Origin of the sequence: Methylobacter marinus A45 (genome assembly GCF_000383855.1) — a bacterium.
GTDB classification, from domain to species: domain Bacteria; phylum Pseudomonadota; class Gammaproteobacteria; order Methylococcales; family Methylomonadaceae; genus Methylobacter; species Methylobacter marinus.
The window spans coordinates 2,809,579-2,828,083 of sequence record NZ_KB912877.1 but is presented as its reverse complement, the minus strand read 5'-3'; the positions used below and the strand labels follow the sequence as shown (position 1 = coordinate 2,828,083).

The 18,505-nt window shown below is 49.9% G+C and carries 13 protein-coding genes and 2 rRNA genes (1 of these 15 cut by a window edge); 4 read left to right on the top strand and 11 right to left on the bottom strand.

Annotation, left to right across the window (positions count from 1 at the left end; all coding sequences use genetic code 11):
* Positions 1-92: 92 nt before the first annotated feature.
* The 5 genes from secF to htpG all read right to left on the bottom strand — a co-directional run bounded on the left by secF (position 93) and on the right by htpG (position 6,454).
* Positions 93-1,019, bottom strand: coding sequence for a protein translocase subunit SecF (gene secF / locus METMA_RS0113295; RefSeq protein ID WP_020159580.1), 927 nt, complete (start codon positions 1,017-1,019; stop codon positions 93-95).
* Positions 1,020-1,042: 23 nt separating this feature from the next.
* Positions 1,043-2,890 (bottom strand): protein translocase subunit SecD, encoded by a 1,848-nt coding sequence (gene secD / locus METMA_RS0113290; protein ID WP_020159579.1) that lies wholly within the window; start codon positions 2,888-2,890, stop codon positions 1,043-1,045.
* A 78-nt stretch (positions 2,891-2,968) separates the two neighbouring features.
* Positions 2,969-3,319, bottom strand: coding sequence for a preprotein translocase subunit YajC (yajC, locus tag METMA_RS0113285; protein WP_020159578.1), 351 nt, complete (start codon positions 3,317-3,319; stop codon positions 2,969-2,971).
* Between the two features lie 43 nt (positions 3,320-3,362).
* Positions 3,363-4,478: a tRNA guanosine(34) transglycosylase Tgt gene (gene tgt, locus METMA_RS0113280; RefSeq protein ID WP_020159577.1), complete on the bottom strand. Its 1,116-nt coding sequence runs from the start codon at positions 4,476-4,478 to the stop codon at positions 3,363-3,365.
* Positions 4,479-4,531: 53 nt separating this feature from the next.
* Positions 4,532-6,454 (bottom strand): molecular chaperone HtpG, encoded by a 1,923-nt coding sequence (gene htpG / locus METMA_RS0113275; RefSeq protein WP_020159576.1) that lies wholly within the window; start codon positions 6,452-6,454, stop codon positions 4,532-4,534.
* 113 nt (positions 6,455-6,567) lie between these two features.
* Here htpG and METMA_RS0113270 point away from each other — a divergent pair, with 113 nt between their 5' ends.
* Both METMA_RS0113270 and METMA_RS0113265 read left to right on the top strand, forming a co-directional pair.
* Positions 6,568-8,202: a tetratricopeptide repeat-containing response regulator gene (locus tag METMA_RS0113270; protein ID WP_020159575.1), complete on the top strand. Its 1,635-nt coding sequence runs from the start codon at positions 6,568-6,570 to the stop codon at positions 8,200-8,202.
* Complete coding sequence (locus tag METMA_RS0113265; RefSeq protein WP_020159574.1) at positions 8,202-8,888, top strand: sensor histidine kinase; 687 nt, start codon at positions 8,202-8,204, stop codon at positions 8,886-8,888. The genes METMA_RS0113270 and METMA_RS0113265 overlap by 1 nt, the downstream gene beginning before the upstream one ends.
* Here the strand turns inward: METMA_RS0113265 and holA are convergent.
* From holA to leuS, 3 genes are read right to left on the bottom strand one after another with little or no spacing between them, the layout of a single operon-like run.
* A complete protein-coding gene (gene holA / locus METMA_RS0113260; protein ID WP_020159573.1) occupies positions 8,869-9,894 on the bottom strand; it encodes a DNA polymerase III subunit delta in 1,026 nt (341 codons plus the stop codon). The genes METMA_RS0113265 and holA overlap by 20 nt on opposite strands.
* A gap of 1 nt (position 9,895) precedes the next feature.
* Positions 9,896-10,390, bottom strand: a complete 495-nt coding sequence (locus tag METMA_RS0113255) for an LPS-assembly lipoprotein LptE (protein WP_020159572.1) — start codon at positions 10,388-10,390, stop codon at positions 9,896-9,898.
* Positions 10,391-10,403: 13 nt separating this feature from the next.
* Positions 10,404-12,857, bottom strand: a complete 2,454-nt coding sequence (leuS, locus tag METMA_RS0113250; protein ID WP_020159571.1) for a leucine--tRNA ligase — start codon at positions 12,855-12,857, stop codon at positions 10,404-10,406.
* Positions 12,858-12,939: 82 nt separating this feature from the next.
* Between leuS and METMA_RS0113245 the strand changes: the two genes are divergently transcribed.
* Positions 12,940-13,425, top strand: a complete 486-nt coding sequence (locus METMA_RS0113245) for a zinc ribbon-containing protein (RefSeq protein ID WP_020159570.1) — start codon at positions 12,940-12,942, stop codon at positions 13,423-13,425.
* A 62-nt stretch (positions 13,426-13,487) separates the two neighbouring features.
* The gene (locus METMA_RS0113240) at positions 13,488-14,264 is read left to right on the top strand and encodes a ParA family protein (RefSeq protein WP_027147310.1); all 777 of its coding nucleotides are present in this window, start codon (positions 13,488-13,490) and stop codon (positions 14,262-14,264) included.
* A gap of 101 nt (positions 14,265-14,365) precedes the next feature.
* Here the strand turns inward: METMA_RS0113240 and lnt are convergent, their stop codons facing one another.
* The 3 genes from lnt to METMA_RS0113225 all read right to left on the bottom strand — a co-directional run.
* Positions 14,366-15,907, bottom strand: coding sequence for an apolipoprotein N-acyltransferase (lnt, locus tag METMA_RS24600; protein WP_051114352.1), 1,542 nt, complete (start codon positions 15,905-15,907; stop codon positions 14,366-14,368).
* A 228-nt stretch (positions 15,908-16,135) separates the two neighbouring features.
* Positions 16,136-16,251: ribosomal RNA gene (rrf, locus tag METMA_RS0113230) — 5S ribosomal RNA — on the bottom strand.
* A gap of 105 nt (positions 16,252-16,356) precedes the next feature.
* A 23S ribosomal RNA gene (locus METMA_RS0113225) occupies positions 16,357-18,505 on the bottom strand; it runs 745 nt beyond the window's last position.

Below are 18,505 nucleotides of genomic sequence, written 5' to 3'. Positions count from 1 at the left end.
AGTGTTAATAAAAATTAATAAGTGCTCATTATATCCGAACAAACCGGCTATTTCGAAGATACCTGAACATATTGCCGGCAAATGTTATTCCGTTAAGGTAAATGGTCGATGTCCGCGCCTTCCTTTACGGGTATCATCAAGTCCTCGGCATTGACGCCCCAGGTTAAAGCCAGCGCGCTGGCGACAAAAACCGAGGAATAGGTTCCGACAAACACGCCGAATAAAAGTGCAATCGAAAAATTGTGAATAATCGCGCCGCCGAGGAATACCAGGGCAAGCAACACCAGAACCACGGTAAAAGAAGTTAATATGGTCCGGCTCAGCGTTTCATTCAATGAGGCATTCATGATTTCTTCCGGGGTGCCTTTTCTGAATTTTCTGAAGTTCTCCCGGATACGGTCAAACACGACAATGGTATCGTTCAGCGAGTAACCGATCAGCGCAAGGATCGCCGCCAATACGGTCGAATCAAATTCCAGTCCCAAGACGGAAAAAAATCCCAGAGTGATAATCACGTCATGCACCAACGCGGCCACCGAACCCAGAGCAAACTTGTATTCAAAACGCCAGGCCACATAAATCAAAATGCCGATCATCGAAAATAACAGCGCCAGACCGCCGTCTTGAGCCAGCTCATCGCCGACCTGGGGGCCTACAAATTCGACGCGACGCAATTGCGCGGGCTCTGCCGTATTCTTATTGACGGCCTCCAGCACTTTGACGCTTAATTCCTCATTACTGATACCCTCCTGAGGTTTCAGCCGGATCAGGACATCCTTGGTCGTGCCGTAATGCTGAACGGTAGCATCGCCGAAGCCGGCTTCATTCAAGGCGCCGCGCACCGCTGCCAGATCGGCCGATTGCGGATAGCCTACTTCCACGAGCGTACCGCCGGTGAAATCAATGCCCAACTGCAGGCCGCGCACGGCCAGTGAAGCGATCGAAACGACCAGCAAGATACAGGACACTATCAACGCTATTTTGCGTCTGCCTAAAAAATCTATATTTTGTTTTAACATGTGTTTAATCTTCTCTACAGAGCCTAAATAGACAGTTTCTCAACCCTGCGGTTGCCGTAAATCCAGTTAATAATCATCCTCGAGCCGACGGTTGCGGTAAACATGGACGTCAGAATACCAATCGACAAGGTCACGGCGAAGCCTTTCACAGAGCCGGTGCCAAAGACGAACAGCATCACGGCGGTCAATAAAGTCGTCAGATTGGAATCGAAAATAGTCGAGAACGCTTTTTCATAGCCCAGAAAAATACTGGATTGCGGCGTATTACCGTTTCTGATTTCTTCACGAATCCGCTCAAAAATCAGAACGTTGGCATCGACCGACATACCGACCGTCAAGACTATACCGGCGATGCCGGGCAACGTCAGCGTCGCCTGCAGCATCGACAAGATAGCCACTAAAATAACCACGTTAAACGCCAGCGCGATATTAGCCACCATGCCGAAAAGCCTGTAATAGAGCGCCATAAATACCAGCACCAGGACAAAGCCCACCATAACCGACATCATGCCTTTATCGATGTTGTCCTGCCCAAGACTTGGCCCGACCGTGCGTTCCTCCACGATATCGACCGGCGCCGCCAGAGCTCCGGCTCTTAGCAGAAGCGCGAGATTACGTGCTTCCTGAGGGCTATCCAGTCCGGTCGTCTGAAAGCGCTTGCTGAAAGCATCGCGGATCGTGGCAACGCTGATCACCTGCTCGGTTTTCTCTTTACGGACAACTTTCTGGCCGTTAACCATTCTGGTCTCGGACTTGTATTCAATGAAGACCACCGCCATAGGCCGGCCGATATTGGCTTGCGTGACCTTGCCCATCTTCGCGGCGCCGACGCCGTTCAGGGTAATCGATACCGACGGCTGACCATCCTGGTCGAGGCCCGACGAAGCGTCGACAATCTGGTCGCCGGTCACGATGATACGCCGGTCCAACAGTATGGGATTGCCGTTCTTGTCATAATATAAACGGCTGCCGACCGGCACCATGCCTTTCACAGCCTTTTGCACGTCATGCTCGACATCAACGAGCCGGTATTCCAGTGTCGCCGTGGTACCCAGGATTTCCTTGGCGCGCGCCGTATCCTGCACGCCGGGCAATTGCACGACGATGCGATTTTCGCCTTGCTGTTGAATCACGGGTTCCGCGACACCGAGTTCATTGACCCGGTTGCGCAATGTGGTCATATTCTGCGCCACGGCGAATTTTTTAATTTCGCGTATTTCGATCTCGGCAATTTTCAGCCACACCTCATCCTGGGCATTCGGCTCGGTCAGATCCAGTGAGCGGAAATCCTTATTCAGCAATGTCAGCAGGGCCTCTTTTTCATCGGTTGATTTCAGCTTGACCTTGATATATCCCTTATCCTTGGAAACCGACTGATAATGAATTTTTGCGCCTCTCAGCGCCAGACGGACATCTTCAGTGTAACGTTCCTCAGCCTGTTTGACGGCCGCATCCATGTCCACTTCGAGCAGAAAATGCACACCGCCGCGCAAATCCAGGCCCAGGTACATGGCGTCGGCACCTAATGCTTGCAGCCAGTCTGGCGTCGCGGGCGCCAGATTCAGCGCCACCGTATAATCGCTTCCGAGTTTGTCTCTGAGCAGATCCGCTGCCTGGAGCTGGTCATCGGTATTATTAAACCGGACTAAAACACGGCCGTCCTTAAACTCAATCGATTTAATATCAAATCCGGCTGCCTTGATGGCTGACTCGACCTGGTCCGCCTGTTGCTGCGCGACTTGGGTGTCTCGTGTGGATGAGACCTGAACGGAAGGATCGTCACCATACAAATTCGGTAACGCGTAAACAATCCCGAACATGAAAATGATCAGGATCAATAGATTTTTCCAAAGGGGGAAACGGTTTTGCATGTGTTATTCCATCAATTGAACGACGTCGGTCGTATCGACTTTGCCGACAAGCTATGCGCTAAATACAGGATGCGATAGTTAAACCTTGTTTTTTCTAAGGATTGTTTTATAGGTTCCTTTAGGCATCAGGCTGCCAATGGCATGGCGCTGGACTTGTATAAAAATATTGTCGCTGATTTCGAGCTTGACGAAGTTCTCGTCCAGATCAACGATTTTGCCGAGAATTCCGCCTGTCGTTACGACTTCGACCCCTTTGTTAAGCGATGCCAGCATTTGCTTTTGTTCTTTGGCTTTCTTGGCTTGCGGACGCAGAAACAGAAAATAGAAAAATACCAGTATGCCCAGGGGGAACAGCATGCCTTCAATACCGGGTTGTTGAGCGGCGGGAGCCGCGGCTTCCGCTAACGCATCAGAAATAAAGAAACTCATTGTTATCCTCGGTTGTTATTATAGTAAATAAAAAAGTCCGTTATTATGACACAGTCGGAACGGCTTTTCCTCGTTGTTGGTAAAATTGCTTGACAAAAACATCCAGCTCTTGCCTTTCAATCGCATCGCGCAAACCCTGCATCAAACTCAGGTAATAATGCAGGTTATGAATGGTGTTGAGCCTGGAGCCCAGCATTTCTCCACACTTGTCCAGATGCCTCAGATAGGCTCGGGAATAATTGCGGCAAGTATAACAGCCGCAGGTTTCATCCAGGGGATTGGTATCCAATTGATACTGGCTATTCCTGATTTTTATCACGCCGTTAGTGGTAAAAAGATGACCATTCCGGGCATTGCGTGTCGGCATCACGCAGTCGAACATATCGATACCGCGCCTGACCGCTTCAACCAAGTCCTCCGGCGTGCCGACCCCCATCAGATAACGCGGCTTGTCGACCGGCATTTTAGGATGCACGACATCGAGCGTGTTCATCATTTCCTCTTTCGGCTCGCCGACTGACAAGCCGCCGATGGCGTAGCCGTCAAAGCCGATATCGACCAGTCCGTCTATCGATTCCTGGCGTAAATGCTCATGCATGCCGCCTTGCACGATGCCAAACAGGGCGGATTCATTGTCGCCATGCGCTTTTTTGCTGCGTGCCGCCCAGCGCAAGGACAGGCGCATGGAATCTGCCGCCTCATGGACGGTCGCCGGATACGGCGTGCATTCATCAAAAATCATGACGATATCGGACCCGAGATCACGCTGTACCTGCATCGATTCTTCTGGTCCCATGAAAATAGAACTGCCGTTGATGGGCGATTTAAAAGTGACGCCCTGTTCGGTTATTTTTCTTAATGCGCCGAGACTGAATACCTGGAAACCGCCGGAATCGGTGAGAATAGGTTTTTCCCAGCGCATGAAATCATGCAGGTCGCCATGTATCTTCATGACCTCGGTGCCCGGGCGCAGCATTAGATGGAACGTATTACCCAGAATGATTTGCGCGCCGATACCGGTCAGATCTTCCGGCGTTAACGACTTGACGGCACCATAAGTGCCGACCGGCATAAAAATCGGGGTTTCGACAATGCCCCGGGCAAATTTGATCCGACCGCGACGGGCGTGGCCGTCGGTATTGAGTAACTTAAATTCCATGAAACAACTTTAATACATAAAAAAGGCTGGAGATTATCCAGCCTTTTTGATCCTTAGTGCAACAGTCCCTGCAATAAACCGTTCAACTTATGAACAAAAGCGGCCGGATCGTCGAGCTGCCCGCCTTCGCTTAAGATGGCTTGGTCGAACAGAATGTGAGTCAGGTCCGCAAATCGTTCATCATCCTGCTCGTCCTTCAGGCGCGCCACCAATGGGTGCGTCGGGTTGAGTTCGAAGATGGGCTTCTGGCCGAAGTTCATGGCTTGGCCCGCTTCCTTCATGATGCGTTCCATGTTCAGGCTCATGCCGTAAACATCCGAAACCAGGCAGGCCGGCGATTCGGTCAGGCGGTGGCTTAAGCGCACTTCGCTGACCTTGTCGGCCAGGACGTCCTTGATCTGCTTCAGCACCGATTCGAAGTCCTTATTGACTTCTTCCTGCTCTTTCTTGTCGGCTTCGTCCTCGAGCTTGCCTAAATCCAGATCGCCCTTGGCAACGGACTGCATGTGCTTGCCATCAAATTCGCCCAAATGCGAAACAAGCCATTCATCGATACGGTCCGAAAGCAGCAGCACTTCGATGCCTTTCTTGCGGAAAATTTCCAGATGCGGGCTGTTTTTGGCAGCCGCGTAGCTGTCCGCCGTGACGTAATAGATTTTTTCCTGGCCTTCCTTCATGCGGCTCACGTAATCTTCCAGTGTCACATCCTGTTTATCGGTATCGTTATGCGTCGAGGCGAAGCGCAACAGTTTAGCGATGCGGTCCTTATTGCCATGATCCTCGATAGGCCCTTCTTTCATGACGGTGCCGAACTCGGACCAGAACTTCTCGTATTTTTCCGGCTCGTTTTTGGCCATGCCTTCCAGCATGCCGAGCACTTTTTTCACGGAGCCCGATTTAATGGTACTGATCTGCTTGCTTTGCTGCAGGATCTCACGCGACACGTTCAGGGGCAGCGAATTGGCGTCGATGATGCCGCGGATAAAGCGCAGATAACGCGGCATCAACTGTTCGGCGTCATCGGTGATGAATACCTTGCGGATATACAATTTCACGCCATGCTTGGCTTCCCGGTCCCATAGATCGAACGGGGCGTGCGAGGGCACATAAAGCAACAGGGTATATTCGTTGGAACCTTCCACTTTGCTGTGCACATACGCCATCGGGTCCTGATAATCGTGGCCGACATGCTTGTAGAATTCATTGTAGTCATTTTCGGAAATTTCCTGGCGGGCTTTCGTCCATAACGCCGATGCGCTGTTGATGGTCTCTTCCTCGGGTACGGCCGGTTTTTCTTCCTCGTCCTCCTCGGTCATGGACGGCATGGGCTCTTTGTCCATGACGATAGGCAGGGAGATGTGATCAGAGAATTTTCTGACGATGGAGCGGATGCGGTAGCCGTCCAGGAATTCGCTTTCGACTTCTTTCAAATGCAGGACGATTTCGGTACCGCGCTGGGATTTTTCTATCGATTCGAGCGTGTAATCGCCTTCGCCGGTCGATTCCCAACGCACGCCTTCACTTGCCGGCGCGCCGGCCTTGCGCGTCGTCAGCGTCACTTTGTCCGCGACAATAAAAGCGGAATAGAAACCGACGCCGAACTGGCCGATCAGTTCGCTGTCTTTGGCCTGATCGCCCGTCAAGGCTTCGAAAAACTGCTTGGTGCCGGATTTCGCGATCGTGCCGATATGTTCCTGCACTTCCGCACGAGTCATGCCGATACCATTATCGATGATCGTAATGGTACCTTTATCCTTGTCGACTTCGATCCGGATCTTCAACTCGCTGTCGCCTTCATAGAGGCTGTCATTGGACAGCGCTAGAAATCGCAATTTGTCTGCTGCATCGGAGGCATTTGAAATCAGTTCGCGCAAGAAGATTTCCTTGTTACTGTACAAGGAATGAATCATCAAATGTAAAAGGTGCTTAACTTCGGTTTCAAACCCTAGCGTTTCTTTTTTTGCTTCAACAGTCATCTTTATTATTCCTGATAATGAAAAATTTTGGATGGCAGATGATATTGGGGCGCATTTATTTTTTTCAAGACCGAACTGGACACGGATAAATGTCTGGTTAGAATTGATTACTTATGACACTGAACCTCGAACTCAAAAAAATCCTGCTCGTCGAAGACAATCCGACCATGCGTAAAGCCATTATGGAGATGCTTTACATGCTGCATGCGCAACATATTGTCGAGACGAACAACGGCATCGGCGCTGTTGCCGCCTTGACCCAGGATCAGTTCGATATTGTTCTGTGCGACTACAACCTGGGTCCGGGCAAAAACGGCCAACAGGTTTTGGAAGAGGCCAGGTTCAATAAGTTGCTGCCGGTCGGCGCCGTCTTTATCATGGTCACTGCCGAACAGAATCAGAGTATGGTGCTGGGCGCCATGGACAGCCGGCCTGACGAGTATCTGATCAAGCCCTTTAACTCACAGCAATTATTGAATCGCCTGGAGAGAAGTTGCGCGCGCAAGCATTTTTTTGAAGACATTGCCCGGGCTGCGGACCAGGGCGACTTGTCCTCGGCGATCCATTACTGCGAACAGCGGCTCGGCCAGGATCATAAAAATATGCGCATGCCTTTACTGAAAATGCGCGCCGAATTGGCTATCGATACCGGAGACTATGCCACCGCCCGACAAATTTATCTGGACGTCCTCGAGCAACGGGATCTGCCATGGGCAAGGCAGGGGCTCGGAATTATCGCTTTTCTTGAAAAAAACCACGAGCAGGCTATCGATGTCTTTCAGCAGGTTCTTAATCAAAATCCGATGATGCTGGAAACCTATGACTGGCTGGCAAAAGCGCAGGAAGCTGCCGGCGAGAATCTGGAGGCGCTGGACACGACGCATTCGGCCGTTGATTTATCTCCTCAGGCCATCTTAAGGCAGAAAAAACTGGCCCTGTTGGCGGACAAAACCGAAAACACCGCGATTGCGGAAAAAGCCTATAAAGCCGCCATTAAGCTCGGCCGGCACTCCATCCATAAATCCTCAAGCGACTATTCGGGGCTGGCAAAGGTTTATTTAAAGACCAACGCGACGGCCGAAGCTTTACGGGTTGTGGAAGAATTGCACCAGCAATTCACGGATGATCCCGAAGCCGAACTGCGCGCCGCGGCCCTGGCAACGGAAGCCTACCAAAAAATGGGCGATGCGGCGCTAACCCGGCAAGCCTATGAAAAAATGCTGGAATTAAACCGGCAATTCGGCAACCGGATCGCAAAAGAATTGCGCCTGGAAATAGCAACGGTCTGTCGTTTGAACGAAGATCATCAGGCATCGGACCGTATTCTTGACGAACTGGTCAAGTCCTATGTTGACGACCCTGAATTTATGAGTGATATCAAAAAGATGTGCGCGACTTTTAACAACAGCGATTATGCGAAAAAACTGATTCAGCGCACGCGGCAGGAAGTGATCGAGATTCATAATCAAGGCGTCAGACTGTTCAAGGAGGGCAAACTTAATGATGCGCTCGCGCTTTTTGAACAGGCTTTAGCGAAAATGCCCGATAACAAAACCATGCTGCTGAATATGGCTAAAGTGATGATTTATGACATCAAAGCCAACGGCAGCACCAGGGAAAAAATCCTGAGGACGGAAGCCGCGATTAAAAAGACCAGACAATCAGGTATCGCCCACGATAAAATAACCGAACTTCAGATGGCGCTTGCTAAAATCACCCGCCCGCAATCAACTTCTCATCAATCGTAATGCCGGACGCTCACTTACTGACAGTCAATTTTCCAGCCCTGCTGGCGTCGTCCATCCATGACATGAAAAATTCGCTGGCAACGGTCAGAGCCCTGATTGCCCAATTGAAAGGGACCTGTCCGGAGCCTCCCGCCCGGGAGTTCGAACAGCTGGAGTTTGAGGCCAACCGCATGAACAACAGTCTCATGCAGTTACTGATTCTTTATAAAATTGATTCATTCTCGTTTAATCTGTCGATCGATGAACATGCCGTCACCGACGTCTTTAACGAAGTTATCGCCCAGCAATCGAGTTTGCTGTCGTTAAGCAATATTGAACTGACCAGTGATTGTTCCGAAGACCTGTTCTGCTATTGCGACATGACGCTGATCGTCAATGCCCTCAGTACACTCGTCAATAATGCGCAACGCTACTGCCGCCGGCAGATACTGCTGACAGCCAGCCGGGATAACGATTATATGGTTTTTTGTATCGAAGACGATGGTCCCGGCTACCCGGAAAGTTTTATTTCGTCCGATGCAAAGCAAACCACGCAGATTGACCTGGCTACCGGCAGCACGGGCCTGGGCCTGATTTTCGTCGCAACCATCGCCAAAATGCATGCAAACGGCGATAACCGCGGCTTGATCAAAATCGACAATGATAGCCGTTTGGGCGGCGCCCGGTTCAGACTGTATCTGCCATAACCGTGACTGAGGCAAACTTCAGGCAAATAATCCGTAACGTTTCCCAGGCATCGCCTTGCTGCTGTCCTTTGATCTGCCGGTCCGCCTTGGCGCTTAACAGCAGGACGGCATTCAAATCCTGTTCGCTGAGTCTGCGCAGCGCATGATCGACCAGCGATTTACGTTTATCCCAGATCTGATTTTTTTTGAATACCAACTCCCTGTTTTGTCCTTGAGCTAGCTCTCTTTTTATCTTGATCAATGTTCTGGCTTCACGCGTGAGCGCCCATAGTACTACTGGGGCCGCAACGCCTTCCGCCTGCAGGCCGGGCAGCACTTTGAAAATACGTTTTATACTGGCGCCCAGTACGCAATCGATCAGCTTGAACACATCGTATCGGGAACTGTCCGCCACGACATCAAGGATCTGCTGTTCAGTCAGATGCCCGGAACCATAAAGCACATAGAGTTTTTCTACTTCCTGGGCGGCAGCGAGCAAATTGCCTTCAATCCTGGAAGCCAGAATCTTCAGACCTTCCGGATCCGCATTAAGCCCGCGCCGCTGCATTCTTTGCTGCAGCCACCGGATTAAATCGGGGCCGTCAAGGGGCCAAACCTGAATAACAACCCCGGCTTTATCAAGCGCCTGAAACCAGCGCGTTTTCAACGCCGCACCAGCCAGCTTACCGGCCGTAACGAGCAAAACCGTATCGGCAGGCAATCGCTCACAATAAGCCGTCAACACCTTTGATCCCTCTGTCCCGGGCGAGCCGGAAGGCAACCTTAAATCAAGGATTTTTTTATCGGAAAAAATAGAATATGAATCGGCGGCTACGGTCAAATCATTCCACTCAAACCCCGTCTCAGCGGAGAAAACCTCGCGCGTCAGAAAACCCGCCTGCCGTGCCGCCTTTCTGACGGCATCGGCCAACTCGCCAAGCTGTAATGATTCGTCGCCGCTGATAAAATAGACAGGCGCCAGGCGCTTTTGCAACTCGGCGCCTAATTGCTCGGGCTTTAAACGCATGTTATTTTGCGTCCGCCTCTAATACAACCCGGGCACGGTCCACTATCGTGCGCACCGCCTGTTGATACATTTCATTACGGATCACGTCTTCTTCGGTATCCTTAGCCATGACGTCCTGTTGATCATTGAAGTAATCGCGCCTGATTTCAACCGGCTGCCTCGGCATCAACACGGAATTGCCGGAACCGAGCAGTTCATATTCCAATCGATAATACAGTTCGAATTCGTTCGCGATACCCCTGGAACCCAGAGACAATGCCCGTCGATTTAGATCTTCTCCAAATATTTTAATGATCATGCCGGCTCCTTCCGGCGAATTGGCAAACTTACCGGCCGAGGATTTCAACGCGCGCTTGAATTGCTCTCGCAACGGCGGCGAACCACCGTCCACATAAACGTTCTTCATGCCTTCGGGCAAATCAAGCGCACCACGCAGATGATAACCGCAGGCGCCCAATAACAAAGCCATCATGAAGATAAGCGATTTTTTTGTCATTACACCCATTCTCTTAAACTACGATATTCACCAGCTTCTTTGGCACAATGATGACCTTTTTGACCGGCTTGTCTTCAATAAACCGCTTAACGTTTTCATCATTCAGCGCCATAGCTTCCACTTCATCCTTGGAAGCGGTTGTAGAAACGGAAATTTTGCTGCGCAATTTACCGTTTACCTGAACCACCAGTTCCAGTGAATCCAATTCCAGGGCCGTTGCATCCACTTCCGGCCAGGGCTCGCTGACAACGGCCTGCTGATGGCCTAAATCCAGCCATAACTGATGACAAATATGCGGCACCATGGGCGACAACATCAATACAATCGCTTCCAGGGTTTCCTGTCGAATCGCCTTGCCATTCTCGGTCTGATCATTGAATCTGGACAGCGCGTTAACCAGCTCCATATTAGCCGCGATGGCCGTATTAAAGGTATAGCGTCTGCCAAGATCATCCGTTACTTTCTGGATGGTTTGATGCAACTGACGACGCATGGCCTGCTGATCTTCGGTTAATGCCTGTTTGTCAACTTTCCGGGTCGAACCGCTGGCGTTAATATGCAGATAAGCCTGTTTCCAGAGCCGTTTAAGAAACCTGAATGAGCCCTCGACACCGCTATCGGACCACTCCAGGGATTGCTCGGGCGGCGCGGCAAACATAATGAACAAGCGCACGGTATCGGCGCCGTATTGATCGATCAAGGCCTGAGGATCGACCGTGTTGCCCTTGGATTTGGACATTTTGCTGCCGTCCTTCAGCACCATGCCTTGCGTCAACAGCTTTTTAAAGGGTTCATCGCAAACCAGCAAACCTTCATCACGCAACAGCTTGGTATAAAAACGCGCATACAGCAAATGCAAGATCGCATGCTCAATACCGCCGATATATTGATCGACCGGCAACCAGTATTTGGCCCTTTCATCGAGCATGCTACTGGCGCTATCGCTGCTTGCGAAGCGGGCAAAATACCATGAGGATTCCATGAATGTATCGAAGGTATCGGTTTCACGGCGTGCGGCTTTTCCGCAAACCGGGCAATCCACATGGGAGAAAGTCGGATGCGCCACCAATGGCGACTGTGACCCGTCCAGCACCACATCGCGCGGCAATTCCACCGGCAGGTCCTTTTCGGGAACCGGCACCGTGCCGCAGTCATCGCAATAAATAACCGGGATCGGCGCGCCCCAGTAACGCTGACGCGAAACACCCCAATCGCGCAGACGGAAATTGGTTTTGCGCTGGCCTTTGCCGGCTTTTTCCAGTGTTTCCGCAATGGCTGTAAAAGCCTGCTCTGATGTTAAACCGTCGAACTCGCCTGAATTGCGCAAGATACCTTTAGCGATGTAGGCCTGCTCGGAACAATCGGCCTGCTCGCCATCTCTGGCAAAAATCACCTGCTTGATCGCAATGCCATATTTTTGAGCGAACTCAAAATCGCGCTGATCATGCGCAGGCACCGACATAACAGCACCTGTGCCGTATCCCATTAATACGAAGTTGGCAATCCAGACAGGTACGTGCTCGCCGGTAATCGGATGGATGGCTTTGATACCTGAATCCACCCCGCGCTTCTCCATCGTCTCCATGGCCGCTTCCGACGTTTCCATCACTTTGCACTCGTTAATGAATGCCATGAGTTCCGGTTGGTTTTCTGCGGCTTTATACGCTAACGGATGCTCGGCGGCGACAGCCAGATAAGTGACCCCCATCAGGGTATCAGGCCGGGTCGTATAAATTCTTAAAGGCTGCTCCATGTCCGCCACTTGAAAATCCATTTCCACACCTTCGGAACGGCCGATCCAGTTGGCCTGCATGGTCTTGACCTGATCCGGCCAGCCATCCAGTGTCTCCAGAGATTGCAGTAATTCATCGGCATAGTCCGTGATCTTCAGGAACCATTGCGCAATCTCTTTTCTTTCCACGGGCGTGTCGCAGCGCCAACAGCAACCATCAATAACCTGCTCATTAGCCAGCACGGTCATATCATGCGGACACCAGTTGACCGGTGCGGTTTTTTTATAGACCAGTCCTTTTTCCAGCAACTTGATGAAGAACCACTGTTCCCAGCGGTAATAATCTGGATCGCAGGTCGCTATTTCCCGCTGCCAATCATAGCCAAATCCCAATCGCTTAAGCTGATCCCGCATATAGTCGATATTCTCATACGTCCAATCGGCCGGATGAACACCGTGCTTCATGGCCGCGTTTTCCGCGGGCAGCCCAAAAGCGTCCCAGCCCATTGGCTGCATGACATTTTTGCCTAGCATGCGCTGGTAACGACTGATCACATCGCCAATGGTATAGTTACGAACATGCCCCATGTGGAGTTTACCGCTGGGATAGGGAAACATGGATAAGCAATAATACTTTTCCTGAGTCGAGGATTCCGACACATTAAATACCCCCGAATCCTGCCAGACCTTTTGTACTTCTTGCTCAATAACCAACGGCTTATAATTTTCTTGCATCCTTCTCGTCTTTTACCAATCAAAAGCGTTAGAATACCGCACAGCCGCTTAAATCTAAAGTGTCATTTTTCAGGAGTTGACCATGAATAAGAATAAATTTATCACCGCCTATAACGAGCTCATGAGGCATCTGCATGAAACCATGGATGAGACTATTCATTCTTTAGCGGATGCACTGGAAATTTCGAAGGAAAAAACCAGAAAAACCACTGACTTGACCCAAGATGAAATCGATCAGGTATCTGGTTATGTCAAACGTGATATTGAACATGCAGCGCATGGATTAACTGAAAAAAAAGATAGTGATTCGCTCTCGGAATGGTTTAAATTCGATATTGAATTGATTGAAAACTTCGCACTGGATGCATTTTTGAGCCTAGCCGATAAAACCCGCCTTGAACTTGCAAAAATTGAACGACTGGCAGAACTCAACACTTATCACACGGGCGACATCACAGGGCCTGGCACGTTTGTTTGCGATCAATGCGATAAGCAAATTGCCTTTAAATCGACCAGTGAAATTCCCGAATGCCCGGCTTGTCACGGTAAAACTTTTGTCCGCCTTTGATATTGTTGGCCTAGGCCTTATAATACGAGTTTTATCTATTTGATTCCATGGGAAATAGCAACATGCGCAGGGTCATTTTCAATCAGAAGGGCGGTGTCGGCAAATCTACGATTACCTGCAATTTAGCCGCCATCAGTGCCGTTGAAGGCAAGCGTACTTTAGTCATCGATTTAGATGTTCAAGGCAATTCCACGCAATATCTACTCGGCAAAAAAGTCAGCGAGAGCGAAAAAACTATTGCTCACTTTTTTAAGGACAGCTTGAGTCTTGGCCTGTTCGGAAATAATGGCTCCGGTCTTGAAAATGTCATACACGAAACCCCTTTTCCGGATTTGTTTGTTATCCCTTCCCATCCCGACCTTGAACCCTTACAAGCACGTCTGGAATCGCGCTATAAAATTTTTAAACTAAAAGAGGCGCTGGACAAACTGGAAGGTTTCGACGCCATCTACATGGACACTCCGCCCATTCTCAACTTCTACAGCCAATCCGCCTTAATTGCCGCGGATAAGTGCCTGATTCCCTTCGATTGCGATACATTTGCCCGGGAAGCCTTGTATTTATTAATGCAGGCCTTAAGAGAAGTTAAAGCCGATCATAACCAGAATCTGGAAATTGAAGGCATCGTTGTTAACCAATTTCAAAAACAGGCGAATTTGCCTCGCCAGTTAGTTGATGAACTTGTAGCGGAAGGACTGCCCGTACTGGCAGCCATGATTTCACCGTCAATCAAGGTAAGAGAATCGCATACAGAATCGCGGCCACTGATCCATTATGCACCCAATCATAAATTGACCGACGAATTCAGAGCACTACACACAGAAATTCACGGTCATTAAATCTTTTGCTCAGGGGTTAAGATGATTCATTACTCCTGAGCATTTTATTGAAGCCCAGCAAAAGGCTTAAGCGTCGCATTATAGCGTTCCCGCTTTCACAGTTAGATACGATCCTCTATAGACATAACATTTGAATTTGCAAATTTCTTATTTAAGATCAGCTTGTCATATATCATCAGTCCTAAAAGCAAGATTCCTATAGCACTTATAATTACCTTGTCTCCAACGCCGGCATAAGGTGTCATCCCACCCATAGGAGTTATATTTTCACTAATCGCCACTGCCTCAAACAGCGGGGCCTGTTTGATGATGTCTCCATTCGGAGACACTATTGCCGTTATACCCGTATTTGTTGCCCGCAATAAAAAACGGCCTGTTTCCATGGCGCGCATTCTTGCAATTTGCAGATGCTGATGAGGCTCCAGTGAGTTTCCGAACCAGGCATCATTCGTCACATTGACCAGATAAGCGGCATCCGATAAGCCGCGAATATTGACCTCGCTAAAAGCGTCTTCATAACAAATGGATGTTATAAAAAGATAACCTCCCGCTTTTAATAAAGGCTGATCCGTTCCGCCCCGCAAAAAGTTGCCTAATTGAATATTTAACGTATTTAATACAAAACCGGATAAGGGTTGTAACGGTAGATATTCGCCAAACGGCAGTAAATGATTTTTCCGGTAAATACCATCATTTTTGCCCAGGGTTATCACCGCATTATATTTTTCATGAGACAGATTTCCTCTTACAGGAACGCTGACGATCAAATCAGTATCAGTCTTTTCGGCTTCTTTGCTTAAAGGCAGTAAAAATGATTCATTAACTTCGGCCCGAAAGGCAGGAACCGCGGTTTCAGGCCAAATGATAACATCCGAATCCCAGTGCTCTTCTGTCATCGACTTATATCTTTGCAAGATACGAATTTTATTTTCCGGCTTCCATTTTTGATCCTGGGAAATATTGCCCTGAATCAAAGACACTTTAATGGGAGATCCAACGGCTTGAGTCCATCTTACAGACTGCAGCCAGGCACCTATCCCCCATAACGCCAAAATAGTCGTTGATAATAATGCAAACTGTCGTTTGTAATACATCAAAATGACGATAATAGATGCAGTGAACGCCAATAAGAGACCGGTGCCATATGCCCCTATGACAGGTATATAGCCAGATAAAGGCGTTCCTAATTGAGAATATGCGATTTGCAGCCACGGAAATCCATTCAGTACCCAAGTACCGCGAATATATTCTATGAGTATCCAAATCAAGGGGGCTGCCAAAAGCCGTGGAACAACTGTGGACGCCAACATCAGTTTTACCGAAAGATACCCACATAAGGCAGGGAACAGAGACCAAACATTAACAAACAAGCTTGTTAATATAATTGAGCCCAGCAACCCCGCCCCACCAAAGTCATGGATACTGATATAGATCCAAGACACTCCTAAGCCGTATGAGCCTAAACCAAATAAATAGCCTCTTAAAGCCGCTCGACCTGGCGTGATATCCTGCCAGGAAGCAAATAAGAAACTCAATGCTACAAGTGCCAAATAAGCATAATTAAAAGGAGCAAAAGATAGGGTAAGTAGCATACCGGCAACAGGAGAGCCTAAATCCCAGTATTTACTATTTGAACAGCGCATAAATCAACGGTACGGACTTGAGTGACGAGCGATCAGGATAAGCCAAACCAGCTATTTTTTAAAATGAAAGTATAACAATTTCACTCATTAGCATCCTGCAATTTGCGTTGAAAGCGTATAAAACCCGAGCGGCGTAAGCCGGTTCCGGTACGGGGGCGCGAGCCGGCGGTTTTTTGCCGGGCAAAAAAAAACCCAGGCCTGTCGTCAGGTCTGGGTTTTCGGTAAGGCGCTTGGCAATTCCCTACTTTCGCATGGCAAATCGCCACACTATCATCGGCGCTAAGCGGTTTCACTTCCGAGTTCGGGATGGGATCGGGTGGGTCACGCTCGCTATGGTCACCAAGCAAACTGGTCTGACAAGCCGGCTATCGCCGCCTGCCGCGTTGGAAATCTGTAACTCTCGCTGAATCAGCGTGTCAGTCTGTCAACCCAAACTGATTGGGTGTTATATGGTCAAGCCTCACGGGCAATTAGTATCAGTTAGCTTCAACCATTACTGGCCTTCCACACCTGACCTATCAACCTTGTCGTCTTCAAGGGCCCTTCAGGGGACTCATGGTCCCAGTGAGATCTCATCTTGGGAGGGGCTTCCCGCTTAGATGCTTTCAGCGGTTATCCTGTCCGAACATAGCTACCCGGCCATGCCACTGGCGTGACAACCGGAACACCAGAGGTTCGTCCACTCCGGTCCTCTCGTACTAGGAGCAGCTTCCCTCAAATCTCAAACGCCCACGGCAGATAGGGACCGAACTGTCTCACGACGTTCTGAACCCAGCTCGCGTACCACTTTAAATGGCGAACAGCCATACCCTTGGGACCTGCTTCAGCCCCAGGATGTGATGAGCCGACATCGAGGTGCCAAACACCGCCGTCGATATGAACTCTTGGGCGGTATCAGCCTGTTATCCCCGGAGTACCTTTTATCCGTTGAGCGATGGCCCTTCCATACAGAACCACCGGATCACTATGACCTACTTTCGTACCTGCTCGATGTGTCTATCTCGCAGTCAAGCACCCTTATGCCATTGCACTCATTGCCTGATTTCCGACCAGGCTGAGGGTACCTTCGTGCTCCTCCGTTACTCTTTAGGAGGAGACCGCCCCAGTCAAACTACCCACCAGACACTGTCCCCAGCCCAGATCATGGGCCCAGGTTAGAACTTCAAACATACCAGGGTGGTATTTCAAGGATGGCTCCACACCAACTGGCGTTGGTGCTTCACAGCCTCCCACCTATCCTACACAAGTAGGTTCAAAGTCCAGTGTCAAGCTATAGTAAAGGTTCACGGGGTCTTTCCGTCTAGCCGCGGGTATACGGCATCTTCACCGCAATTTCAATTTCACTGAGTCTCGGGTGGAGACAGTGTGGCCATCGTTACGCCATTCGTGCAGGTCGGAACTTACCCGACAAGGAATTTCGCTACCTTAGGACCGTTATAGTTACGGCCGCCGTTTACCGGGGCTTCGATCAAGAGCTTCGCGTGAGCTAACCCCATCAATTAACCTTCCGGCACCGGGCAGGCGTCACACCCTATACGTCCACTTTCGTGTTTGCAGAGTGCTATGTTTTTGCTAAACAGTCGCAGCCACCAGTTTATTGCAACCTCCTTCGGCTCCGGTCGCGAGGACCTTCACCTACCAAAGGCATACCTTCTCCCGAAGTTACGGTATCATTTTGCCTAGTTCCTTCACCCGAGTTCTCTCAAGCGCCTTAGAATTCTCATCCCACCCACCTGTGTCGGTTTGGGGTACGGCCACTGATAACCTGAAGCTTAGAGGTTTTTCTTGGAAGCCTGGCATCAATCACTTCGTCACTCAAAAGAGCGACTCGTCGTCACGTCTCAGCATAGAGTCTCCCGGATTTGCCTAAGAGACCTGCCTACTCGCTTAAACTGCCACTTCCAACCGGCAGCTGACCTAGCCTTCTCCGTCACCCCATCGCAGTTACCACCGGTACAGGAATATTAACCTGTTTGCCATCGACTACGCCTTTCGGCCTCGCCTTAGGTACCGACTAACCCTGCGTCGATTAGCGTTGCGCAGGAAACCTTGGGTTTTCGGCGTCAGGGTTTTTCACCCTGATTATCGTTACTCATGTCAGCATTCGCACTTCTGATACCTCCAGCCGACTTCTCAATCGACCTTCGCAGGCGTACAGAACGCTCCTCTACCGCTCATCCATAGGATGAACCCGTAGCTTCGGTACTATGCTTAGCCCCGGTAAATCTTCCGCGCAAGCCGACTCGACCAGTGAGCTATTACGCTTTCTTTAAAGGGTGGCTGCTTCTAAGCCAACCTCCTGGCTGTCTGGGCCTTCTCACATCGTTTCCCACTGAGCATAGATTTGGGGACCTTAGCTGACGGTCTGGGCTGTTTCCCTTTTCACGACGGACCTTATCACCCGCCGTGTGTCTCCCGTGCTCAAACTTGTTGGTATTCGGAGTTTGCATCGGGTTGGTAAGTCTAGACGACCCCCTAGCCGAAACAGTGCTCTACCCCCAACAGTTATACACGAGGCGCTACCTAAATAGCTTTCGAGGAGAACCAGCTATCTCCGAGCTTGATTAGCCTTTCACTCCGATCCACAGCTCATCCCCG